We start from the raw sequence: 23,884 nt of genomic DNA, 5'->3' as shown, positions 1-23,884 counted from the left end.
GGAACCTCACTAGTCTACGTGTCGCCCGGGCGTGTCGCAAACTCGGGCGTGTCGCGCGATGGGTATCCTCGGCTGCTTCTCAGGCGAGAGCATGCCCGGCCCAGGCGACGGCATGGAGAAGGGCGGCCGCGCTCGGCGCGACCGCCCTTCTTTGCGAGTCCCGGCCCAGTTCAGGGCTGCGGGTCCGCTTCTCGACGAGGAGGTGGGGGGAACCTCGTCATCGAGAGTCTTCGACCACCACCCAGGCGGGAGGAGTAGTAAGAGGGGCGCGGCCCACATAGAGCCCCGCGGAAACCACCGTCGCGGCGGCGTGATGCATCCGCTGACGACGTGTGCGCAGGATCGGCACAGTGATCTCCTTCCCCAGTGGCGCGCACGCGCGCCGAATGCGGTGTCGATCGCTCGGCACCGATGGCAGGCGCTGCGCACCTGTCACCCCAGTTGAAACGTCTCCACGCATTCGGGTGCGTGGAGTTCGACGGCGAACCGTCCCCAAGGGGGAGGGTACCTGACGAAGGGCCACACCGCGAAATCAACGGGGCCCCGGCGCGCCGGACGTCCGATCGCGGATCGTCTATGCCCTCCACGCACGACGGAGCGGTCCGGGAAGACTCCCGGACCGCTCCGTGATCCCGCGTCGAGAACTACTCGTTCCCGACCGCCTTGTCGACGCTGTCGCGCACGCCGTCGACGTGCTGGTCGACACTGTCGGGCGCGACCTTCTTCACGAAGTCCGCCGCGGCATCGAGGATGTTGTCGCTCACGCCCTCCGCCTGCTCCGACTTGATCACGTCGTCGATCTTGTCCTTGTTCTGGTCGAGGAATCCCTTGCCCTGATTGACCAGGTCATCGATGCCCATCACAACTCCTTCGGCGCCCCCATGGGCGTACACGACCATTCAAGGGGCGGGCAGCGGCATCCGTCAACAACTCGGCAGAGAGTTCAGGCGGCCGCAGCCGCGGCCGAGCGTCTGATCGCCTCGTGGCGCTCGATCACCTTCTGGTCGCGCGCCTCGACCACAGCGCGGATGATCACCGCGAGGAGCACGCCGATGGTCGCCCCGATCGAGTTGGCGACAACGTCTTCGACGGTGGCGTATCGCGCTTCGAGCAGCTCCCGCTGTGCCAGCTCGATGACGCCCGACAAGGCCGGGCCGAGCAGGAGGGCAATCGGCCACCACCGCCGGGGCACCATCATGCCGAAGAGGAACCCGACGGGCACGAAGAGCAGGACATTCGCGAACGACTCGATGAACGCGTAGTCCACGAACCCCGGAACACCGCGCTCGTGAAGCTCCGAGATCGCGCGATCGAGCAGTGCTTCGACGGGCTGGTCGATCGGACTCGGCCAGAACACCACGAATGCGAGGAACGCCCCATATCCGAGGACCAGCGCCGCGACGATCGCCCTACGGGGACCACTCGTAGAGGGCAGGCGGGACGCGGTCATCCGACCGGCGGGGACGGCTGGATCGGTTCGTCGGCATCCATGGTGGTCTCCACTCTGGTGCGGCGCGGGCTGCCAGGCCCCCCGTTGCGAGCGCAGCGCCCCGCGTTCAGGGGGTCGGCGTCGGGGTGGGGGTGGCCTTCGGAGCCGGGATCTGCAGCGATTCGAGCAGCGACGGCTCGGACGCGGGGAAGAGCGAACTGCACGAGTCGGCGATCGTCACAGGAGTCTTCGTCACCGTCGGGGAGTAGCGCACCGCGAGCGGGCCCAGTTCACCGTCGGGGAGGGTGCTCGTGAACGACACCGACTTCGTCTCCCCCATGCCGAGCAGCATCGTGATGCTCCGCCCGTCCCGGCCGGCCTCCGATCCCGTCCGCGTCCAGTCCGCGAGATCGCCGTACTCGGGGTCCGAACTCAGCGTGCCTCCGGGCACCGCGTACGACAGCACGTCGAGGATCATCGTGGTGCGGTCGAGCCCGAGGCTCGGGTTGCGCCACGCGAGCGTGTACTCGCTGAGGTCCCACCCGGGCACGGCGCTCGTCATCGTGAGAGTGGATGTGACCGTCCGGGCCGTCGCGTCGCACGTGACGTCGAGCTTCGTCGTGAGGTAGTACTCGAGCTTGCTGTACGACGCGTTGTTCAGCCAGACGCCGACCTGCGTCTCCTCGACGTTGTCGGTGGCGAGAGACCCGTCCAGGTCGAACTCCTTGACGAACGCCTGCTCCGCCTCGCGGGGGAACCACATGTAGACGCGATCGTCGAGGATCGACTTCTGGAGCTGCACGAGCATCTTCTTCAGGTCCCATTTGCCGGCCGCCACGGTGTCGAACACCTTGCCCGCGACATCCCCGAAGTATTCGTCGGCGGCGTCGCCATCCGACCCGAACCGCTCGTACGTGTCGCTGAGGAGCACCTGCACGACGTTCTTGGACGTCAGCTCCGTCCCGTCCTCCAACGTGATCGGCCCGGTCGCGACCATCAGGTACGACAGGACGACCGGGTCGATGGAGATCACGCCGTCGATGTCACCGCCGTTGGTCGTCTGCCAGAGCGAGCGGTACATGGCGGCGGTCGTCGGAAAGTCGGGGGTTCGCGTGTAGTTCTGCGAGTACGCGTCGAACTCCCACTCGTACATCGAGAGGGTCGACTCGGGCATCTCGTACTGAAGCAGCCCGTCATAGCCCGCGTTGTGGAACGCGTCCGTCGTCTCGTCCTTGCGCATCTCGATCTTGCCGGAATCGACGGTGACGATGGTGCCGTTCGCGGCGTTGCCGCCGGTGGCGCGGATCTCGGCGTTGTTCTGGAAGAGCACGACGTAGGTGCGCGGTTCGTCCGCGCCCGCCAGGGCGAGCAGCGTCGGCACGTACTTCTCGACCATGTCGAGGGCCGGTCCGGCCTGATCCAGAACGTCGAGCAGCTGGCCGACGGCGTCGTCGACGACCGGCAGCAGTTCCTCGCGGTCGACGTGGGCGACCTGCGCCTGCGCGTCGGCGAGCGCACTGCGCACCGCGGGGACGATCTCCACCGCGCCGGTCAAAGGCTCAAGATTGAGCCCTCCGCCTTCCACTTTGAGCTCGTCGAGCTGAATGGTCTCCAGCAGCTGCAGAGCAGGCGGCATCGCATCGGCGACCATGATGTCCGTCGCCTGGGTCGCAGCACGCACCGCCTGGATGTTCACACCCACGATGGGGATGTTCACCGCCGCGTCCCACAGCGGCTCCTCGACGATGCTCGCTGCCTCGGCGGTCAGCCGGCTCACATCGGCGGCGGCCGCCTCGATCCCCGCTTGGTCGCCCTCCTGAACGAGGTCGACGATCGACGTCAGCTTGCCCTTGGCGAGCAAGAGGTTGTCACGCACCTCGAGCGCCTGCGACGCGAAGATGCCGCCGACGACCCCGACGGGGGCCAGAATCACGACGGATACGCCCAGCAGGACCCACGGCCACCGCCGACGACGCGGCGCAGGCGCCGGCGCGTGATTGCCGGCGCGACCTTGGCGGTGGCGTCCGGCCGGGGATTTGGGGGGCACCAGCAAATAGTACTGACGACCTCCTGGGATCAAGCCGAGAGGCGCGCCTCAGTGGGCCGTCTCACCGGGAGCGATGACGGCCTTCACCGTGCGGAACAGGATCTGGATGTCCTGGGTGAACGACCAGTTCTCCACGTAGTACAGGTCGAGACGGATCGAGTCCTCCCACGACAGCTTGGAGCGTCCGCTCACCTGCCACAGCCCGCTCATCCCCGGCTTGACGAGCAGTCGCCGCTCGTGCACCTCGTCGTAGAGGGCGACCTCGGCGGGCCGCTGCGGGCGCGGACCGATGAGGCTCATCTGCCCGGCGAACACATTGAGCAGCTGCGGCAGTTCGTCGATGGAGTGGCGTCGGATGAAGCGTCCCACACGCGTGATGCGCGCGTCGTCGGTCACCTTGAAGAACGGACGGTCGGTGGTCCCTTGGAGGTCGAGGAGACTCGCGAGCTGGTCGTCGGCGCCCTGGATCATCGAGCGGAACTTGATCATCGCGAACGTCGTGCCCCGCCGGCCCACGCGCTGCTGCGTGTAGAAGACCGACCCCGGCCCTTCGACGCGGACCGCGATGGCCGTGCCGAGCATGATCGGCGACGCGAGCACGAGCAGGATGGTCGAGGCGACGATGTCGAAGGTGCGCTTGACGACGCGGCGATAGCCCTCCAACTGCGGGAAGTCGACGTGAACGAGCGGCAGGCCGGCGACGGGGCGCGCGTGGATCCGGGGACCGGCGATATCAGTCAGGGCCGGCGCCACGACCCAGTTGACGTCGCGATCTGCCATCGCCCAGCCCAGGCGCCGCATGGTCGCGGGGTCGAGCTCGTCCGCGCCGCCGACGATCAGCGTGTCGGCGCCGGAATCGTCGATCGCATGCTCGGCGTCGGCGAGGGCGCCGAGCACCGGCACGTCGCTGATGCCGATGGGGGTGCCGCGCGGCGTGATCGCGCCGATGATCACGTAGCCGGTGCCGTGGGTGCCGCGGATCTGCGTGATGATGTGCTCGAGCTTCGCCCCGTCTCCGAGTACGACGGCCCGATAGACGAATGCGCCCGCCTTCTGCCGCTGCCGCAGCCATTGACGCCATCCCCAGCGACCCGCGAGCAGCCCTGCGAGCCCGACCGGCAGCGCGACGAGGAAGAGTGCGCGCGCCACCTCGATGCGAAGGAAGAAGGCGATGATGACGATCGTCGCGAACACGAAGAACGTGGCGTTGATGATCCGGCGGTACTCGACGACCCCGTGGCCCACGATGTGGCGGTCGCGCGTGTCGAAGGCGTCGAGGCACAGCAGCCAGAGCACGCCGACCACGCTGAGGGGCACCACGTAGGGCAGGTTCGGTCCGCCCGGCCAGGACAGCGTCGTGTTCACGTTCGGCAGCACGAAGACACCGAATCCCGCAAGGGTGAGACCCATGATGAGCGCGTCGGTGTAGATCAGCCGGCTGGCGTACCGGCGCACCCACGTCGGCTCGCGCCGCTGCAGTGGCATGGCCGCGGTCGAGGCGCGCAGGGCGGGCTCGGCGAAGGCGTCGGGGCGGACGGTGGAGGGATTCGCGTCCGGCACGTGCTCCGCAGCGGTCCCCGGAGTCTGTGTGCGCCTTGTGAGCTCAGTAGCCCGTTCGCCCGGCATAGCCGTCACAGCACCCGCTCCGTAGCCTGCATATCGTTCCCCGCGGCGCACTCGAAGGCGCCGGGGGTTGTCATCCAGGCTACTACGAAGGCGCGCCGCGACCCGGCAGTCGGCGTGGCGTTCAGTCGCGGCCGTAGATGTCGCGGGTGTAGATCTTGTGCGCGACGTCGGCGAGCACGTCAGTCGACCTGTTGGCGATGATGACGTCTGCACGGGACTTGAAGTCCTCGAGGTCGCGTACGACCTCGGAGTGGTAGAACTCGTCGTCTTCGAGGAAGGGCTCGTAGACGATCACGTTCACGCCCTTGGCCTTGACGCGCTTCATGATCCCCTGGATCGACGACTCCCGGAAGTTGTCGGACCCCGACTTCATCACGAGCCGGTAGACGCCCACCGTCTGGGGGTTGCGCGAGAGGATGTCGGAGGCGACGAAGTCCTTGCGGGTGGTGTTGGCGTCGACGATCGCCGCGATGAGGTTCTGCGGCACCTCGGAGTAGTTCGCGAGCAGCTGCTTGGTGTCCTTCGGCAGGCAGTAGCCGCCGTAGCCGAACGACGGGTTGTTGTAGTGCGAGCCGATACGCGGGTCCAGACCCACGCCCTCGATGATCTGTCGGGCGTCGAGCCCGTGGACAGCCGCGTAGGTGTCGAGTTCGTTGAAGTAGGCGACTCTCAACGCGAGGTAGGTGTTGGCGAAGAGCTTGATCGCCTCGGCCTCGGTCGAGCCGGTGAGCAGGACCGGCACGTCGGCATCCAGGGCGCCCTCGACGAGCAGCGCCGCGAACCGCTGACCCGCGGGGCCCGGATCGCCCACAACGATGCGTGAGGGGTGCAGGTTGTCGTGGAGCGCCTGCCCTTCGCGGAGGAACTCGGGAGAGAAGATGATCGTCGCGCTCGGGTGCTCGTCGACCATGCGAGCCGTGAAGCCGACCGGGACGGTCGACTTGATGACGATCGCGGCATCGGAGTTGACCGCGAGCACGGAGTCGATCACGGACTCCACCGACGACGTGTCGAAGAAGTTGTTCTCCTCGTCGTAGTTCGTCGGCGTCGCCACGATGACGAACTCGGCGTCCCGGTAGGCCGCCTCGTTGTCGAGCGTGGCCGTCAGGCTCAGCTCGCGCGTGGCGAGGTAGTCCTCGAGCTCCGCATCGACGATGGGCGAGAGCCGTTTGCGCAGCAGGTCGACCTTGTGCGGATCGATGTCGACGGCGACCACGTCGTGATTCTGAGCGAGGACGACGGCGTTCGACAGGCCCACATAGCCCGTGCCGGCGATGGCGATCTTCATGGCGCAAGGGTAATCGCGCGTGCTCCCGGTTCCCAATCGGCGGCCGCGTCGCCAACCCATAGACTTGGCCCCGATGAATCCGGCACCGCTTGTCTCGATCGTCATGCCGGTCTTCAACGACCAGACGACGGTCGCTGCCTCGCTGGAGAGCGCCCTTGCCCAGACGCTCCACGACATCGAGGTCATCTGCATCGATGACGCCTCGACCGACGGCACCGCCGCGGAGATCGAACGACTCGCCGCCCGCGACCCGCGTGTGCGACTCGTCCGGCAGGAACGCAATCTGTCGGCGTTCCAGTCACGGCGCACGGGCATCATCGCCGCCCGGGCCGACTACGTGCTCTTCCTCGACGGGGATGACGAGCTGGTGGCGGATGCCGCGCAGAGCGCGTTGGCGCAGGCCCATGCCTCCGGGGCCGACCTCGTGGGGTTCGGCGTCACGGTCGTCGAACGGGACGGCCGCACCGGTGGCGCGTACGAGCAGAGGCTGCAGCCGAGTCTTCGCGCTTCCGAGGGGGCGGATGTGCTCCGCACGCTCTTCCCCGTCGGCAGGCAGGCTCAGGGCCAGCTGTGGAGATACCTGTTCCGCACGACGCTCCTGCGCGACGCCTACGCCCTGCTTCCGGATGACCTCACCCTCGCCCGTGTCAACGATCTCCCCGTGATGTTCCTCGCTGCCGCGCTTGCGACGACCTACGCGGCGATCCCCGACAAGCTCTACCGCTACCACTTCGGGCGCGGCGGCAGCGGTCATCGCGTCGACAGCGTCGAGCGGGCGGAGTTCTATTCCTCGGCGGTCCGCTCGATCAGCAGCATCCGTCCGGCTGTCGAGGAGCTGTCGGCCACGCACGCCGACGCAGCACTGCTGTTCGAGTCGTACGAGTCGACCAGGCTTTCGATCATCGGATACGTGTGCTTCCAGCTGATAGAGCGGAGCGACAGCGAGGTGCTCGACGCCGCGCTCGCGCATCTCCACACACTGGCATCCGGTCACGACATCGTGCATGCGGCGGCCCGGTTCTACCCGGCGACGCTGACGACGCTCAAGTTCCACTCCGCGTGGCTCGGCGCTGCGGATCGCCCGGTGCGCAGCATCCTGCTCGCAACCTCGACGCTGCGCACCGGGGGCGTGTCCGCCGTGCTCGCGTCGCAGGCTCGCTACCTGCGCGAAGCGGGTTACCGCGTCACGGTCGTTGCGCGCAAGGGCGGCAGCGATACGAGCGTGCTTCCCGAAGGCACGCCGTTCGTCGAACTGACCGCAGGCGGCTTCGTCGAGCGGCTCGAGGAGTGGGCCGAGATCTGCCGGACCCACGAAGTGGACGTCGTGATCGACCACCAGGTGCTCTACACGCCGCTCTGGCCCGAGTTCGCGCTCATGGCACGCGCTGAGGGAGCAGCGACCGTCGGCTGGTTGCACAACTTCGTCGCCCGCCCGATCTACGACGGCAACGACCGTCTCACCCTCATCGAGCGGTGCAGCAACGCGCTCGCCGCACTCGTCGTGCTCTCGCCGCTGGATGTCGCGTACTTCAAACTTCGCGGCGTGGGGCACACCTTCTTCGTGCCGAATCCACCCTCGCCGCTGCTGCTCGAGTCGACCTCGCAGACGATCACCAAGTCACCGCCGAATGACCGGATAGAACTGGTCTGGATCGGTCGCCTCGAACAGCGCACGAAGCAAGTGCGAGAACTGATCGAAATCGGCGTGCAGCTGCGGGGGCTGGCAATCGACTTCCGCCTGACGGTGATCGGTCCCGATTGGGACGACCTGACAGCGAAGAAGTTCAATGCGGCGTCACGTCGCCGCGGTGTCGGCGATCGCGTCGTGGCAGTCGGCCCGCTGCGCGACGGTCGCCTGATCGAGGCCATCGACGCCGCAGACGCCTTCGTCTCCACGAGCATCATCGAGGGCTACCAGCTGACCATCGCGGAGGCTCAGGCTCGCGGGCTGCCGGTCTTCATGTACGAGCTGCCGTGGCTCACCCTGGTGCAGGACAACGAAGGAATCGTGGCCGTGCCTCAGGGCGATGCGCGCGGCCTCGCCCGACAGATCGCTGATCTGATCGGCGACCCGGAGCGTTACGCCGCGCTTTCCCGGGCTTCGGTGGAGGCGGCCAAGCGGGCGAGTTCGTTCGACTTCGCGGAGCTGTACCGCGGGGTGGTCACCGGCACGCTGCCGCCGGACTCCTCCCCCGAGCCGACGCTCGCCGATGCGCGAGAGCTGCTCGGCTTGATGGTCTTCTTCGCCGAGCGGTCGCGGGGGCGGGGTCATACGGGAGCAGCGTCGGACTCGTCAGTGGGTGCTCGGCTGTGGAAGTCGGCCGCGCCTGTGGGCAGGGCGACGCTGAAGCGTCTGCCCGGCCTGCGGCCCCTCGCGCAACGCGCGAAGAAATGGCTGCGCGCTCGCTAGGTCGCTGGCTGGCTGAGCTGGCTGAGCTGGCTGAGCTGGCTGAGCTGGCTGAGCTGGCTAGGGCAGAATCGCGACGAGTGCGAGCGCCGCTCCCGCGCCGATGGCGACGAGAATCGCGCCGCCGGTGACAGCGATTGCGGTGATCTCGCGACGGCTGCGCTCTCGCACGGACTGGTAGAACCGCCGGCGTCGGACGGTGTCGCGGCCTGTCAGTTGAGTGGCAGGTCCGGTCGACTGAATGACAGGTCCCGCCGGCGTCCTCGGGGCCACGGGCACGGCGATCGCCGGAGCCGGTGCAGCAGCCGCGGCCTGTGCCGCACGGTATTCGACCCTCGCCTGCATGCGCCGGGCCGCCGCTGCCGTAGTCGCCTTCGGTGCAGTTTTCGCGGTCGATGCCGCACCGACCGCGCTGGTCCCCTGCTTGGTCCATTTGACGTAGTCGTTGATGACGTCTCTGGCCGGACCGTCGGCGCGCAGCTCGCCCTTGTGCACCCAGAGCACCCGCTCGCACGTGTCACGGAGCGAACTGGCCGAATGACTCACGATCATGACGAGGCCGGCGCTGTCGCGAAGCTCGCGGATGCGCTCCTCGCTCTTGAGCTTGAATCGTCGGTCGCCCACGGACAACGCCTCATCGATCAGCAGGATCGAGTGGGCTTTCGCCGAAGCGATGGCGAAGCGCAGCCGCGCTCCCATGCCCGACGAGTAGGTGCGCATGGGGTGGTGGATGAACTCGTTGAGCTCGGCGAAATCGGCGATCTCGTCCACATGCGCCGATGCCTCTTCGGGAGTGAAGCCCATCGCGAGAAGGCCGAGCTTGATGTTGTTCTCCCCCGACAGGTCGGGAACGAGCGCGGCGTTGACGCCGAGCAGCACCGGACGGTCGGCGGCCCAGATCGTCCCCTGCGAGGTGGGGATGAGTCCGCTCATCGCGCGGAACAGCGTCGACTTGCCGGACCCGTTGTGGCCGATGACGCCGATGGTCTCGCCCTCCGAGGCCGCGAATGTGACGCCCCTCAAGGCGGGAACGGTCTTGAGGCCCCGGCCGCCCCGCAGCGCCTGCATGCTGAACAGGGTGTCGCGAGCGCTCATCCGCTTGCCCGACGCGTAGACGCGATAGGTGACGTGCGCGTCGTCCACCACCATCATCGGCCGCGCCGACTCACTCACTGAGGCCATACCTCGCCTCCGCTTTCCAGAAGTAGACGACGCCGACCACGAGGGCCAGCACGGCCCACACGGGCGCCAGGATCGCGGCGAGCATGGGCGTCGGATGATCGACGAGCATCACGCCTCGCACGAGCGCGATGAAGTCGTACGTGGGGATGCTGTGGGCGATGGTGAGCAGCACCGGGTTGTCGGCGAACACGAGATCGACCTGGAAGAACACGCTGCTCGCATAGAACAGCACACGGTTGATGGTCGGGATGAACTGCTGGACGTCACGGGTCCAGACGGACATGCGGGCGACGATCAGCGCGACACCGAAGTTGAACACCGCCATGAGCGCGAGAATCGGGATCACCAGCAGCCATGACCAGGTGATCGGCACACCGAAGATCACCAGGAGGATGCCCAGCAGCACGGTTGTCGGCACCATCCGCATCGCCTGCTCGATCACGACGGAGACGGGGAGCAGGATGCGCGGGAACCCCAGGCTCTGGACGAGACGGGCGTTGCCGGTGATGGAGCGCGACCCTCCAGAGAAGCAGCCGGTGAAGAACTCGAAGACGAAGACGCCCGTCAGGACGTAGGGCACGAAGTCGGCGGGGCGCGCGGAGTGGGAGAGGATGAAGCCGAAGATGGTGCCGTAGATGATGGCGGTCAGCACGGGCTTGAGCACGATCCAGAGGATGCCGAGCCGGTTCTGGAGCAGCCCACCGATCAACCGATATCCGGCCAGCGTGAACGCGAAGCTGCGGCGCCGCCACGTCTCCTGGAGATACGCGCCGAACGGCGGACGTCGGCCTACTTCGAAGAGGCCGTCGGCAGGGGCGCGAAGGTGTGCTTCCACCAAGGAACTCGCTACCTCTCTGACCGCCACGTACTTCGTGGGACCGTCCCGCGCGCACAGCTCATGCGATGATACCTCGGCTCACCAGCGGAGCCCGGGAGGGAGCTGTGACGGGTGCCGCGTGGGCACCGCGTCCGCACCCGAGTCCTGGCGTGGTCGGCCGGTCAGGCGACCGCGTCCATCGCGGCGCGGATGCGGGCGGTCAGGTCGGCGACGTCGGCACGGGCCGCATCGATGGCCGGCGCGAGAGTAGGCAGGTGCGTCTCGAAGCGGTCGGCGAACTCCGGCAGCTCGTCATAGCGGCCGATCAGCCCGCCCAGGCCCACCGCCGCGAGCAGGCGGGAGATCTTCTGCGGATCACTGCCTGATCCGATCGGATACGCGCCCTCGGTCGCCCCCATGATCAGCCCGTGCGCACGGTCGCTGACAACCGCGAGCGAGCGGCTGTACACGCTGCGCACATGGGCATCGAGGTCGTCGTGCCGCATGCTCGGCGCGGGGAGGTACTCGCCGCCGAGGGCTTCAGCCAGATGCACGGCGCGGGGCGCATCGCGCGCGACCTGCGCGACCGTGACGATGCGAGTCGACGTCTTAGCCGCGAACGCGCGCGTCGCAGCGATCCACTCCTCTCCCGGCCACGGGCGGTCGAATCGCAGCGTCACCGCGAGCAGCGAGCGCTCCCCCGCATCCGCCCACGCCGACGTCGGCGGCCCCTCCGAGTACGCCCAGTCCGGTGCGAAGTCGCCGAACCCGGCTGCGTCGCGCGATCCCTGGTCCCGCCAGGAGACCACCGACGCGTTGCGGAACGCGGGGTCGAAAGTGACGTGAGCCGCGCTCTCGACACTGCGGAGACCGATCCCGGCGACGATCACGGCTCCCCCGGCGGCGACGACGCGCGCGCACTCCGCCGCGCGTCTGGGCCCGGGGAATACTCCGGCGCCGGGGTTGATCTCTCCGGCGTTGATCGCGTGCACGGGCCGCGTGGACTCGTTCTGCGCGCGGATCCATGGCGTCCGCTGCTCGTAGAACGTCACATCCGGAGCCTTGGCGAAGCCGGACGTGTAATCCGTCGTCGGGGTCATCAGATACACGTGGACGTGCCGGCCTGGTCCGCGAAGCGCATCGAGGTAGGCGATGCGGAGAGCCGAGTCTCCGAGATTGTCGTCCTGCCCGCTCAACTGCGCGAAGACGTTCTGAGTCATTTTCTCATTCACCGCGCGCCAGTCTATTCTTGGCGCGTGTCTTCGCCGTCTCCCTCCCCGTCTTCCGGCGTGCGCGGTAACGCCGGCGCCGGCGCTGAGGGGGGCACGGAAGTCCCGTCGCTGCGGGTCGTCGTGGCCTCGCGTGCACCGTCGCACCGTGTGGCATACGTGGACCAGCTGATCGGCGACAACTCGGCGGGCAAGGGACCGACGGGTGTCGTGTACCAGTTCCGCGCCAGTCCGCGTGCGACCGATGGCGTCGACGTGATCCACGTCGTATCGCCCAGCGCCGTGATCGGCGAGCGCGGCACCCCGGAGGCGGAGCAGGTGAGGCGCGCCACGAAGTTCTCGAAGTCGCTGAAGCGTCGCGGCATCGCACTCGTGCGGACAGTGGGAAACGACGACGCCGCGGTCGCACGGAAGGCGTCGCGGGCCGAGGCCATCCTCGACGAGGCGACCACGTCGTTCATCGCTCTCAACCCGACGATCCCCGCTCCCGCCGCGAGGGACGCGATCGTGATCCGGCACAGCCATCTGCGAAATCGCTTCCTCGGCTATCCGCGTAAGGAGGCGGTCCCCGGGCGCCTCCTCTTCGTCTCCCCCCACACCGTCCCGGCTGTTTACGAGGCACCCCTTAAGGTGTTCGCCTACGCCGACCTCGGCGACAGCACGCTCCGGATCGTCGGTCAGCTGCCTGACGCGCTCCGCGCGTCCTTCGACCGCACCCTGACTCGTAATCCGAGCCGCATCACCCTCCGGGACGAACCCCTCTCCGACAGTGCCCGCGTCGAGGAGGTCTCGCTTGCCGAGCTCGTCGTCGTGGCTGCGCCAGACGACCATGACAGCCTCGGCATCATCATGCTCGCGCTCTCGCTCGACCGCCCTGTGCTGGTCGAGGAAACTCCTGCCACCCGACTGCTCGCCGACGAGGTCGGCCACGACTGGGTGCGACTCCACCGCGGACGCCTCACGGCCGTGACGCTGGAAGCAGCGGTTCAGGCGCTCAGAGATCAGCCCCCCGCGGGCCGACCCGATCTCGACGCCCGCGACCCCAACGCGATCGCGGCCGAGTACGCGGCGGTCTTCCGGGCCGCTGCGGCATCGAGCTAGCCGCCCTATCCCACGGAATCCAGATGTCCACGTCGCCCCTCGTCTCCCTCATCGTCCTGGTCGTTCACGACGACCAGCGGATCGGAGTCACGCTGCAGTCGTGCATCGACCAGTCGATGCACGACGTCGAGATCATCTGCGTCGGTGGGAGCATGCCCGCGGACCCTGCCTTCGCAGAGCGGAGGGCGGCGAAGGATCCCCGCGTTCGCATCGTGCGCAGCGAGGATTCCTCGGCACCGGGGCTGCGACGGACGGGTGTATCGGCGGCGACGGCGCCGTACGTCCTGTTCCTCGAGCCCGGCGACGAACTTATCGGCGGGGCGGCCGGGGACGCGCACCAGCAGGCGGTCGCGGCGAACGCGGACATCGTCGGCTTTGCTGACGCGACCGGCGCGCAGGACGGCGACGCCGTCTCGGAGCGCGTGCAGAAAGCCCGCAACACCGTCCTGCACGAAGAGAACATCGTGCGAAGCCTGTTCCCCGCAAACGCCGGCTCGCACGGTCGCGTCACCGGATTCCTCTTCCGCACAGAGCTGCTCCGCACTGTATACGCAGCACTGCCGGCCACGTCGTCCGACGACGCGGTCGAGGTGTTCCTCGCGTGCGCGGCGGCGCAGGCATTTGCGCCCCTCGGGGAGCCCGCGCACCTGCGGCTGTCCGGCCGCGGCTCGGCAGAAGTCGCGGATGCGAGCGCCGCGCTGTCGCCAGACTTGGGTTCCCTCGATGCCGTCACGGCGATCCAGTCGATCGTGCGGGAGTGGGCACGGCACAGTCCCAATCCGGAACCGCTGCTGGACGGCTACGAGGCGCTTCGCCTGTCGGGGGTCGCCCGGGTAATCGCGCGCGTGCATCGCGCGCCCGAGGCCCGCCAGACGCAGGAGATCGAACCGCTGAGCGAGCGTGTCGATGAAATCGACATCATCGCGGCCGCGTCGACGTTCGCGCCCGAGACGCTGCCGACCCTCACGCGCCTCGGGACGCGAATCGAGCTGGGCCGAAAGCCCGTGCGCAACGTGCTGTTGAGGACGAACATCCTCACCACCGGGGGCGTGTCCAACGTCCTGCGGACGCAGGCGCGGGTGTTCCTCGACGCGGGGTACGGCGTCACGATCGCGACGCACCTCCACGGCAGCGACGAGTCCCTCGTGCCCCAGGGCGCGACGCTCGTCGAGGTCTCCGGCTCGAGCCGACGGGATCGCCTGGCCCGCTGGGCCGAGGTGTGCCGGGAGCACGAGGTCGACGTCGTGATCGACCACCGAGTGCTGTACTCGCGCGACTGGCCGGGCTACGCCCTGGCAGCACGGGCATCCGGGGCCGCCACCATCGGCTGGCTCCACAACTTCGCTGGGCGCCCGACCTACAACGGCACCGATCTGCACACGCTGCTGCACGACAACCTATCGGCTCTGGCACAGCTCATCGTGCTCTCGCCCCTGGACGTCGCGTTCTGGAAGCTGCGCGGCATCCCCCGCACCGCGTTCCTGCCGAATCCGCCGTCCCCGATGCTGCTCGGGTCTGAGGGCGACGTCGCGCCGAAGCCCGCGCCGGTCGGACGTCGGCTCGAAGTCGTGTGGTGGGGCCGGCTCGAGGAACACACCAAGAAGGTGACGCACCTCGTCGAGGTGGCGCGGTCGCTCACGAGGCTCGGCGTCGACTTCCGGCTGCGGATCATCGGACCGGACTGGACGGACATGAGCGCTGCCCAGTTGTCGACGTTGGTGACGCGGCGCGGACTGGACGATGTCGTCGACGTCACGGGCCCCCGCCACGGTGACGACCTGCTCGAAGCAATCGACTCCTCCGACATCTTCATCAACACGAGCATCATCGAGGGGTACCTCCTCACGATTCCCGAGGCGCAGTCCCGCGGTCTGCCCGTGGTCATGTACGACCTGCCCTGGCTGCTCCCCGTCCAGGACAACCCCGGCGTCATCGCCGTCCGTCAGGGCGACGCGAACGCTCTTGCCGCCGCCGTCGCTGCGCTCGCGGCCGATCCAGACCGGTACAGCGCGCTCTCGCGCGCATCGATCGCGGCGGCGGAGCGCGCCACCTCCTACGACTTCGCGGAGCTCTACCAGCAGCTCGTGTCCGGCACCCTCCCGGCCGAGTACTCACCGGAGCCGACGCTCGAAGACGCCCGCGCCTCGCTCGAGTTACTGGTCTTCTACGCCGAGCGGAATGCGGAGCAGAGCGCCGAGGCGGCGAAGTCGTCCGCGAGCGGACCGCTGCGCGCCACCTCAGCCCCTCGCTCGATCGGTCAGCGGGTGGAAGGCAAGCTGACCGGGATCGGCCATCGCGTGCTGGCTCTCGCCCCCGGGCTGCGTCCGCTCGCCCGCCGCGTGAAGCACGCACTTCTGCGCAGCTGACCGCGCCGCGCGACGGAATCGCGCTGCCGCGCCCCACGAGTTTCCTGCAGTAACGACGGAGATCACATGGACATCATCCCGCTCGTCTCGATCGTCATCCCGGTCTACAACGACGAGGAGGTGATCGCGGGAGCGCTCGACAGTTGCCTTCGCCAGACTCTTTCCGCGATCGAGGTCATCGTCGTCGACGACGCGTCGTCTGACGGCACCACCGAAGTGGTGCAGCAGTACGCCGAGCGCGATCCGCGCGTGCGGATCATCCGCCAGGAGCAGAACATGTCGGCCTACCAGGCCCGTGCGGTGGGAATTCGAGCGGCGCGAAGCACCTATCTGCTCTTCCTCGACGGCGACGACGAGCTCGCCGACAACGCGGCAGAGGCGGCGCTGGCGAAAGCGAAGGACGCGAACGCAGATCTCGTGCAGTTCGGCATCGAGGTCGTCGGACGCGACGGGAGCACGGGCGGCGGATTCGAGCTCCGGCTCCAGCCGCGCAACGGCTCACTCCGGGGCGTAGACGTCCTGCGCGGGCTCTTCCCCATCGATGAGCCGGCACAGGGTCAGCTATGGCGGTTCCTCTTCCGCACGCAAATCCTCGTCGACGCGTACGCGCTGATGCCCGACGACCTTGTACTCCCCCGTGTGAATGATCTGCCCATCACGTTCCTCGCGGCGGCGCTGGCGAAGAGCTACGAATCACTGCCAGATCGCCTCTATCGTTATCACTTCGGTCGCGGCGGCAGCGGGCAGAAGGTGCACGACCTCGGGTGGGCCGTGTTCTACTCCGGGGCGATCAACTCGATCGACACGATTGCACCCGCGGTAGAGGTGATCGCGGAGCGCAGCGCCGATCCGGCGTTCGTTCTGGCCACGTACGAGTCCGCCCGCCTCTCGATCGTCGCGTACACCACGTACTACCTCGCCGAGCACACCAGCGAGGATCTGCTCGCCGAGACCTTCGCCCATCTGTACACCTGCGCTCCCGCGCGCGAGATCGTGCACGCGACGGCGAAGTTCCGGCCGGGCGCGCTCGAGAAGCTCGCGGCGCACACGAGCCGGATCGACCTGAGCGAGCGTCCTGCTCGCAGCATCCTGCTCACCACGAACATCCTTCAGAGGGGTGGCGTGACCGGCGTCCTGCTGTCGCAGGCCCGCCTGCTGCTCGCCGCGGGGTTCCGGGTGACGATCGCGGCACGGGAGGCGGGGAGCGACGAGTCGCTCGTCCCTCGGGGGGCTGCCTTCGTCCAGATCGACGACTCGACGTCCCTGGCGGACCAGCTGGCACAGTGGGCGGACGCATGTCGCGAGAACGGCGTCGACCTTGTGATCGACCACCACTGGCTCTACGCGAACCGGTGGCCCGCATTCGCCCTCGCGGCGCGCGCGGAGGGCGCCGCGACGATCGGCTGGGCGCACAACTTCGCCGGCCGGTCGGTCCTCCTCGGAATCACACGGCTCGACTTCCAGACCCGCAACATGGGTGCACTCGCGCAGCTGATCGTGCTCTCGCCGACCGACGTGGCGTTCTGGAAGCTGCGCGGGATGCCGCGCGTGGCCTATCTGCCGAATCCGCCCTCTCCGCTGCTGGCTGAGGCTTCGCGCGTCACCGCTCCCCGGAAGGCGCCCACCGGGCGACCGCTCGAGCTGGTGTGGTGGGGGCGCCTCGAGCAGCGCACGAAGCGGGTGTCCGAGCTCGTCCAGGTCGCGGCGGAGCTGCAGCGACTCGGTGTCGACTTCCGGCTGCGCATCATCGGCCCGGACTGGAACGAGACGACGGCCGCTCAGTTGAACGAGCTCGCCGAGAGGCTCGCGGTCGGAGATCGCGTGCAGGCGGTGGGACCGCTCTACGGAGAGGATCTCCTCGCCGCGATCGACTCGTCCGACATCTTCCTCAACACGAGCATCATCGAGGGTTATCCACTCACGATTCCGGAGGCGCAGTCCCGCGGCCTGCCGGTCGCCATGTATGAAATGCCCTGGCTGGCTCTCGCGGAGGGCAATGAGGGAATCGTCACCGCCCCGCAGCGCGACGCCGCCGGCCTGGCCGCGGAGATCGCCGCCATCGCCGCCGATCCCGAGTTGTACCGCAGGCTGTCCGCGGCATCGGTTTCGGCCGCCGAGCGAGAGCTGTCCTACGATTTCGCGACGCTCTATCAGCAGTTGGTCTCCGGCACGCTCCCGGCGAGCCACTCCCCCGAGCCGACGATCGACGATGCCAAGCGCCTCATCGATCTGACGATCCTCTTCGCCGAGGAGAGCGCCAAGGCTCGAAAGCCGCCAGAGCGCCGGGGAGACCGCCACAAGTCGCCCCGCCGAGCCGCCGAGAGCGTCGATCGGTCGCTCAGCTCGCGGCTTGTCCGGAAAGCGACGCCGGCGGCCCGGACGGTGATCGACATCGCGCCGTGGCTCCGCCCCGCGGCGCTCAGGCTGAGGCACGCTCTCCTGCGTCGCTGAACCAGATCACCTGGTCGGTATCGGCCGCACCGCTCGGCGAGACTACCAGCGAGCAGCGCCGGGCTGTAGGGATCGAGGTCGCTCGCCGGAAGGCATAATGTTCCGGTGACCACCGATATCGCCGAAGGCTGCGAGATCTCTCCGAGTGCCCGATTCGTCGGCGATGAGCTTGTGCGAATCGGGGCACGGACGAAGATCCTGCGCGGCGGCGAGTTCCTTGGACCCATCGACATCGGCGTAGGTGTTTACATCAACCGGGACGCATATGTCCGCCCGAACACGACGATCGGCAACCGCGTCAACATCGGACCATTCGTTCGTCTGGTCACCGACACCCACGAGATCGGACCGGCGTCGCGTCGTGCCGGCAAGGGCCGGTTCGACCCGATCACAATCGGAGACGGCGCGTGGATCGGGGCTGCGGTCACGGTCGTCGGCGGTGTCTCGATCGGCGCTGGCGCCGTCGTCGCCGCCGGGGCGGTCGTTGTTTCGGACGTGCCCCCCAACACGCTGGTGGGCGGAGTCCCGGCGCGTGTGATCCGTTCCCTCGACGAGCCGGAACCCGCAGTGAAGCCGTCGAAGCCGCGCAGAACCCGCCTGCGGCGGTTGCTCGACCGATCGCGCTGACTCTGCCCCGGCGCGCTGCCTGCGCCGCCGCGGAGTGCGGCCGTTAGGAACGATTCCACCCCGGCGACCGCGCGCTTCATCCTGCAGCCCTTGCGCAGAGCGCTGGGCGCCGACGACCGGCGCATACTTGGCCAACCAGCGCCCGCCCCGACCCCGACGCCGGTGTCGGGTCATCCACGACGCACCGGGGCGGTCGCGTCGCAACCGGTACTTTGCCCCAACCCGCCCCTCACACGGCTGCATCATTGCTGCTGGGTCGGCCGGTCGAGTCCGCGTCCGGCCCGAACCCCAGCCTCGATTGAGCCCCAGTTGCGCTGAAGAGCTGCGAAAGCGGCCCACCGCAGTCAAGGTGAGGCATTCACTACTCCGGCGCTGAATCCAGTCGACGGAAGTGCGTACTCCTGTCTCCGATGCAAGAGCTCACTGCCCCCATCCTCGTCGAGCGGGCGGGCCTCGCGTCGTTCGCATGAGTGTAGCCTTGCCACGATGAGCGACGCAGGAGACGCCGACGAGCCGGACACCGGACACCAGCCGACGGGCAAGCCGGCATCGCGACCGTCGAGTGCGTCTTGGCGCGCTCGGCTCCCCTGGGAGGCTCGACTGCGCGAGGCACGTGCCGAGCGAGATGCAGCGCGCAGGGCTCTGAAGAGCGCACGCGCGAAACGCGACGACGCCAGCAGCGCACTCGTGTTAGCGAGAGCCGAACGCGACGCGGCGCGCCGAGCGCTTGCCGAGATGCGAGCCGAGCGCGACGTTGCGCGCGAAGAACTCAGGTCGATGCAGGCTGACGGAGATCGCACCCGAAAGGATCGCGACGTGCGACTCCAAGCGAGTTTGGACGCACTCATCGGAGAATCGCGGGCGATCCACTCGTTGGAGAAAACCATGGATCGACGCCTGCGATTCCTTCACCGCGAGCTCCTCACCGATATTCAGGCGCTCGACCAGTTGCTGAGCAAATACTCGCCACACGCGAGGCTTCCCGCAGTCGCCGGTTGGGCATTGAGTCCGGCGGGGCTGCTCACACTCGTCGATCTCATCGAAACAAGCGGGGCCCACACCATCGTCGAGTGCGGCAGTGGCACGTCCACCCTCTGGATCGGCTACGCCTTGAAGAAACTTGGGCGCGGGCGACTGATTGCGCTCGAACACCTGCCCGAATACGCAGAGAAGACACGTGCGCTCATCTCGGTCCATGGCTTGACGGACTTCGTCGATGTGCGCCTCGCACCTCTCACGCCGCTCCAGACGCCGCGAGGCGAGTTCTCCTGGTACTCGTTCGACACGGCTGAACTCGCCGAACCCATCGATGTGCTTCTCGTCGACGGTCCGCCAGGGACTACCGGGCCACACGCTAGGTACCCGGCGTTGCCGCTACTTATCGACCGCCTCGCTCCGAGTGCACTCATTGTGGCGGACGACGTTGACCGGCGCGACGAGAGCGAGATACTCGAGTACTGGCTGGAGGAAGTCCCCCGCCTGCGGCGCGTGGAGTCACCGGGGCAGGGAATCGAAGTCCTCGAGCTCACCGTCGTCTAGTTGGGGGTTCTCCCCGCCCGGGACCTCACTCGACACGTTCGGTCCATCCCGAGTCGCAAGGTCGACCCGGGATGCATTTCCACTGTTCTCACCCGTTGCAACAAGACTGCAAGGGACCGATCAGCGTGAGGCCTGGACAGCGTCGCCCGTCAACGTGCGGTTCTCAGCGCCTGAAGGGTTGATCGGCTCCTGTGCGGTCACCGGTTCGCGAGTGCTAACCAGCAGGCGGAAGGCCACCTGCCCTTCAGGACTGAGATCGAGCGTCTTCAACTCAGCACCTATGGATGGGGGCAGTTGAACGAACTGGCCGCGAGCGCTCACGAAGACGTCGTAGACGACATTGCTCAGGACGCTCGCAACTTCGGGCGAAAGGTCACGGCTGGACACTTCCCGAAGCATTGATACGTAGCTGAGGTAGTAGCCTTTAGCCGAATTCAGAGCCTTCAGCGTCGTGATGGTGGACCCGGGACGCACGCGCCGGGCGTAGAGATCTACCATGGCGTGCGCAACGCGGCCAGCGTTCAACAAGAGCGCGAAGGTGTACGGATTGTCCTGATGGACGATCCCCGGAATGAATCGTGCACCGCTGGCGCGGATGTAACTCGTGCGGGTCAGGTAGAGGCCCACGTGCGCCTTATAGTCGCGTCCGCGCCTCATGTCGACGATCATGTCGACACCAGCCCGCGTCTCGCGGTACTCCTGATGCCGCGGGTAGTACTTGCCGTAGCGGTTCCACACTTCGTCGCTCACGTTGCCATCGAGAACTGAGTGACCTTCCAAGAACAGAACATCCAACTCGTCGGCGTCGGCGCGCTGTACGAGCACCGACAGTGCGTCCTGCGCCCAGTAGTCGTCGCTGTCGAGAAAGATCACGTACCGGCCGTTGGCCGCATTCAAGCCGGCATTTCGCCCGACGGACTGCCCACTGTTGGGCTGATCGATAATGCGAACTCGCGAATCCTGGTGCGCGAAATGGCTCAGGATGCTCCGTGAATCGTCAGTCGAACCGTCGTTGACGCAGATCACTTCCAACCCGACATCGCGCTGGGCGAGCACACTCGACAGGCACTGGTCAAGCCAGGGCCCTGCGTTGTAGACGGGAATCACGACCGAGACATCCGGCTGCGCGGCGGAGATCACTCCCCTAGCCGTCGCCTCGGCGCGGTCCCGAAGCGCGGCACCATCAGTGCGGAGGCCGTCGTCACCGGGCACAGCGACGGTATCGCGACCGGCGACCTCTACTGCTGCGTCCACGGTCGGCACACTCAAGGCCATGTCGTGTGCGGCAGTAGACCCCTCGTGAGAACTGGCTTTGACGGAATCTCGTCTCGGCAATACCGACTGCGCCTTGCGGGCCACCCTCGCGACTAGTCGCTTCGCGCGTCGATCGAACCGAGGCGCACTCGGTGCGGCCGCCAGCTTGCGCCGCAGATCTGCCGTCGCTTGTCGTTGCGCCACGAACTTGGCGTGAACATCCGCGCCTTGCTTTCGCAACGCGACGATCTGCTTACGCAGACTGATGACCTCAGCGCTCTGCGCCATGCGCTGCCGCGAGTTGAGTTCTGTGTAGAAGGTCGTCCACTCGAGCAGGAGGCGCGCGTGCGCAACTGTCGGCTCCGGCGAGCGGCTCGCGGGAAGAGTTCCCGTCAGCAGTTGCCCGTACAGCTCGGGGAAATCGAAGTCAGTCGCGCGTCTAGCGGCCTCGAGTGACGCCTGAGAGACAGCGACGTATCGGCCAGGATCATTGACCAGCAGTTCGATCTCTCGCGCCAGCCCGCGCACGTCACCTTGCCTGACAGTGATCACACCTTCGTTTCCATCCAGGTTCGCCAGCCAGGGCAGCTCGTACATGGCTACGGGAAGCCCGAGAAACTGCGCCTCGACGAGGGCGAGTGGCGACCCTTCGATCACACTGGTGAACAGCGAGATGTCCGCATCGGACAGTGCCTCGATCAGGGCTGGTCCGTGCAGAGCGCCGACGATCTTGACATGATCAGCGACGCCCTGGGAAACGGCGTCAGCCAGCATCCGCGCCGCGGTGAGGTCGTTGCTGTCCGGTCCGATGACGGTGAGTTCGGCATCCACTCCTCGGGACCTCAGCGCGGCAGTGATCGGTATGAGATCCCGGGCCTGTTTCGTCGACTGCTGAAGGCGACCCCACCAGATGAGTTTCACGGGTCCGGCGGGCGGAGACTTCGGCACCGTGCGTGTCGACATCTGCTGCAGCATGGGCGACGGAGGATTCGGCAGATGGACGACTCGCTCCAGGCCACGCAGCTTCCAGTTCGCCACATCTGTGGCAGACAGAGTCACAACCGTCTCGAGGAGCGGCAGATTCTCTACCAGGAACGACATGTTTGCGTTGTCGTCGCGGACCGGGCGCAACGCAAAGCTCTGAAGGAATCCGATAGTGGGGATGCCGAGCGTCTGAGCAGCGAGAGCGAAGAACGGCCATACCTGGTTGTAGAGCACGTAGTGGTCGAGGATGACATCAGCCTCTGAGTCACGGCAGATCTCAACCCACGCGCGGAGACGCTCGGCCACCGTCGTCGCCTGCAGGTGGATTACGTCGACACCGTCGGGGAGGTCGTAAACGGAGTCGTCGTGTCGATGAACCGCGATCGTCACCCTCATCCCGGCGTCGACGAGGTGGCGAGCCTGTGATGCGATGACCCCCTGGATACCACCGGTGCCCAGCACCGCCGTCGTGATGAGGACGCTTCGAACCGGCTCCGCTCGATTCGAAGGACCCGGGCTGGTGCGATCGAACAAGCGCAGCGCGTCCGGGCAGAAGCCTGCGGCGGCCCGGATCACGTCAACGTCGCTGATCCGCGCGCGTATCAGGGCGAAGCAGGCGCTTTGAAGCTCCTCGTCAGCCGCATTGAGGCAGTACCGCAGAACGGTACCGATGACGGAGAGGCGTGTCGATTCGTAGCACGCCAACACCTCCACAGCATCGTCCGACCCCGCCGCGATTTCGTGAACTTTGTGCTCGATGACTTCAATCGAACTGACGGCGCCGAGATAGAACTCGAACTCGTCGGTGTTCGTGACCCGTTGGCCACTGGTGCCGCGCCGGAAGTGGTAGCGATACGCCCGCTCGGGCGTTGACACGTACTTGGTTGCTCTGGCCAACGCGAGGAACGCGATGGGCAGGTCGTTGGCTCGCGGGAGGTGCAGATCCAGAGGAAGTCCAGCGTACGCAGATCTCAGGAGCTCGATAGCAAAGAGGTAGCCCCACACGTGTCCGTGAGCGGACTTACCTGCGGGGAAGAGGCCCGGGAGGATCGCCGAGCCAGACAGCTCAACGTCCTTCGGCTGCACTTCCTTCTCGAAAGCCGGTTTGCGCACGCCCTTCGACATGACGAAGTCGACGCCGAAGCCGACGACATCAGCGCCCTCGGACCGCGCTCGCTCGAGCACCACCTGTGCCGCATTTCGCGTCAGCTCATCATCGCCATCGAGAAAAAGCACGTAGGGCGCCAGGGCTTCCTCAACACCGACTCGTCGCGCCTGAAAGGCTGAAGCGTTCGCCGGCTGCTCGATCAGGCGAATGCGCGAGTCCCGCGCTCGATAGGTATCGATGATCGCCCGGGTTCCGTCGGTCGATGCGTCGTCGACACAGATGACCTCGATGTCGGAGAGCGACTGCCTCATGCAACTCTCGAGGGCTGCGGCGATCCACGTCTCGTCGTTATGTACAGGAATGATGATGGAGACAGCGGGGCTCGTCGACATGCGTAACTCTCGGAGGATCGGATTCTCGCCGGTGCAC

15 protein-coding genes are annotated in these 23,884 nt (G+C 67.1%); 6 read left to right on the top strand and 9 right to left on the bottom strand.

Translation table 11 applies throughout. The features are described 5' to 3' along the window. Nucleotides 1–644: 644 nt before the first annotated feature. From EER34_RS08840 to EER34_RS08820, 5 genes are all read right to left on the bottom strand, one after another. Complete coding sequence (locus EER34_RS08840) at nt 645–860, bottom strand: Rv0909 family putative TA system antitoxin (RefSeq protein WP_127474104.1); 216 nt, start codon at nt 858–860, stop codon at nt 645–647. 83 nt (nt 861–943) lie between these two features. Further along, nucleotides 944–1,450 (bottom strand): VanZ family protein, encoded by a 507-nt coding sequence (locus EER34_RS08835; RefSeq protein WP_127474103.1) that lies wholly within the window; start codon nt 1,448–1,450, stop codon nt 944–946. A gap of 106 nt (nt 1,451–1,556) precedes the next feature. Further along, entirely contained in the window at nt 1,557–3,476 is a 1,920-nt protein-coding gene (locus EER34_RS08830) for a DUF4012 domain-containing protein (protein ID WP_127474102.1), read from the bottom strand. Nucleotides 3,477–3,524: 48 nt separating this feature from the next. Beyond that, nucleotides 3,525–5,036, bottom strand: coding sequence for a sugar transferase (locus EER34_RS08825; protein WP_240642199.1), 1,512 nt, complete (start codon nt 5,034–5,036; stop codon nt 3,525–3,527). A gap of 187 nt (nt 5,037–5,223) precedes the next feature. Further along, a complete protein-coding gene (locus tag EER34_RS08820) occupies nt 5,224–6,390 on the bottom strand; it encodes a nucleotide sugar dehydrogenase (RefSeq protein ID WP_127474101.1) in 1,167 nt (388 codons plus the stop codon). Nucleotides 6,391–6,463: 73 nt separating this feature from the next. On the opposite strand from EER34_RS08820, the gene EER34_RS08815 reads away from it, so the two are divergent. After that, nucleotides 6,464–8,800: a glycosyltransferase gene (locus tag EER34_RS08815; protein ID WP_127474100.1), complete on the top strand. Its 2,337-nt coding sequence runs from the start codon at nt 6,464–6,466 to the stop codon at nt 8,798–8,800. Nucleotides 8,801–8,857: 57 nt separating this feature from the next. Here EER34_RS08815 and EER34_RS08810 read toward each other — a convergent pair whose 3' ends face one another. From EER34_RS08810 to EER34_RS08800, 3 genes are all read right to left on the bottom strand, one after another. Continuing rightward, the gene (locus tag EER34_RS08810) at nt 8,858–9,979 is read right to left on the bottom strand and encodes an ABC transporter ATP-binding protein (RefSeq protein ID WP_127474099.1); all 1,122 of its coding nucleotides are present in this window, start codon (nt 9,977–9,979) and stop codon (nt 8,858–8,860) included. Next, nucleotides 9,963–10,814, bottom strand: a complete 852-nt coding sequence (locus EER34_RS08805; RefSeq protein WP_164743512.1) for an ABC transporter permease — start codon at nt 10,812–10,814, stop codon at nt 9,963–9,965. The genes EER34_RS08810 and EER34_RS08805 overlap by 17 nt, the downstream gene beginning before the upstream one ends. A gap of 164 nt (nt 10,815–10,978) precedes the next feature. Continuing rightward, complete coding sequence (locus EER34_RS08800) at nt 10,979–12,028, bottom strand: polysaccharide pyruvyl transferase family protein (protein ID WP_127474097.1); 1,050 nt, start codon at nt 12,026–12,028, stop codon at nt 10,979–10,981. A 147-nt stretch (nt 12,029–12,175) separates the two neighbouring features. On the opposite strand from EER34_RS08800, the gene EER34_RS08795 reads away from it, so the two are divergent. The 5 genes from EER34_RS08795 to EER34_RS08775 all read left to right on the top strand — a co-directional run bounded on the left by EER34_RS08795 (nt 12,176) and on the right by EER34_RS08775 (nt 20,109). Continuing rightward, complete coding sequence (locus tag EER34_RS08795) at nt 12,176–13,126, top strand: hypothetical protein (RefSeq protein WP_127474096.1); 951 nt, start codon at nt 12,176–12,178, stop codon at nt 13,124–13,126. A 23-nt stretch (nt 13,127–13,149) separates the two neighbouring features. Beyond that, on the top strand, nt 13,150–15,492 hold the full coding sequence (locus EER34_RS08790) for a glycosyltransferase (protein WP_127474095.1): 2,343 nt from the start codon (nt 13,150–13,152) through the stop codon (nt 15,490–15,492). Nucleotides 15,493–15,558: 66 nt separating this feature from the next. Then, a complete protein-coding gene (locus tag EER34_RS08785; protein ID WP_127474094.1) occupies nt 15,559–17,943 on the top strand; it encodes a glycosyltransferase in 2,385 nt (794 codons plus the stop codon). 105 nt (nt 17,944–18,048) lie between these two features. After that, nucleotides 18,049–18,570 (top strand): acyltransferase, encoded by a 522-nt coding sequence (locus EER34_RS08780; RefSeq protein WP_205791428.1) that lies wholly within the window; start codon nt 18,049–18,051, stop codon nt 18,568–18,570. A gap of 486 nt (nt 18,571–19,056) precedes the next feature. Then, nucleotides 19,057–20,109, top strand: a complete 1,053-nt coding sequence (locus tag EER34_RS08775; RefSeq protein ID WP_127474093.1) for an O-methyltransferase — start codon at nt 19,057–19,059, stop codon at nt 20,107–20,109. Nucleotides 20,110–20,229: 120 nt separating this feature from the next. On the opposite strand, the gene EER34_RS08770 is transcribed toward EER34_RS08775, so the two are convergent. Further along, nucleotides 20,230–23,847 (bottom strand): glycosyltransferase, encoded by a 3,618-nt coding sequence (locus EER34_RS08770; RefSeq protein ID WP_127474092.1) that lies wholly within the window; start codon nt 23,845–23,847, stop codon nt 20,230–20,232. Between the last annotated feature and the right edge of the window lie 37 nt (nt 23,848–23,884).

Origin of the sequence: Microbacterium sulfonylureivorans (assembly GCF_003999995.1) — a bacterium.
In the GTDB taxonomy this organism is placed as follows: Bacteria; Actinomycetota; Actinomycetes; order Actinomycetales; family Microbacteriaceae; genus Microbacterium; species Microbacterium sulfonylureivorans.
This window is presented reverse-complemented; position numbering and strand designations above follow the sequence as displayed.

Excerpts from the sequence above, each read along its gene's own strand:
- EER34_RS08820 (WP_127474101.1), bottom strand. The coding sequence starts at position 6,390 with ATGAAGATCGCCATCGCCGGCACGGGCTATGTGGGCCTGTCGAACGCC.
- EER34_RS08835 (WP_127474103.1), bottom strand. The coding sequence starts at position 1,450 with ATGACCGCGTCCCGCCTGCCCTCTACGAGTGGTCCCCGTAGGGCGATC.
- EER34_RS08770 (WP_127474092.1), bottom strand. The coding sequence starts at position 23,847 with ATGTCGACGAGCCCCGCTGTCTCCATCATCATTCCTGTACATAACGAC.
- EER34_RS08775 (WP_127474093.1), top strand. The coding sequence starts at position 19,057 with ATGAGCGACGCAGGAGACGCCGACGAGCCGGACACCGGACACCAGCCG.
- EER34_RS08785 (WP_127474094.1), top strand. The coding sequence starts at position 15,559 with ATGGACATCATCCCGCTCGTCTCGATCGTCATCCCGGTCTACAACGAC.
- EER34_RS08790 (WP_127474095.1), top strand. The coding sequence starts at position 13,150 with ATGTCCACGTCGCCCCTCGTCTCCCTCATCGTCCTGGTCGTTCACGAC.
- EER34_RS08815 (WP_127474100.1), top strand. The coding sequence starts at position 6,464 with ATGAATCCGGCACCGCTTGTCTCGATCGTCATGCCGGTCTTCAACGAC.
- EER34_RS08810 (WP_127474099.1), bottom strand. The coding sequence starts at position 9,979 with ATGGCCTCAGTGAGTGAGTCGGCGCGGCCGATGATGGTGGTGGACGAC.
- EER34_RS08840 (WP_127474104.1), bottom strand. The coding sequence starts at position 860 with ATGGGCATCGATGACCTGGTCAATCAGGGCAAGGGATTCCTCGACCAG.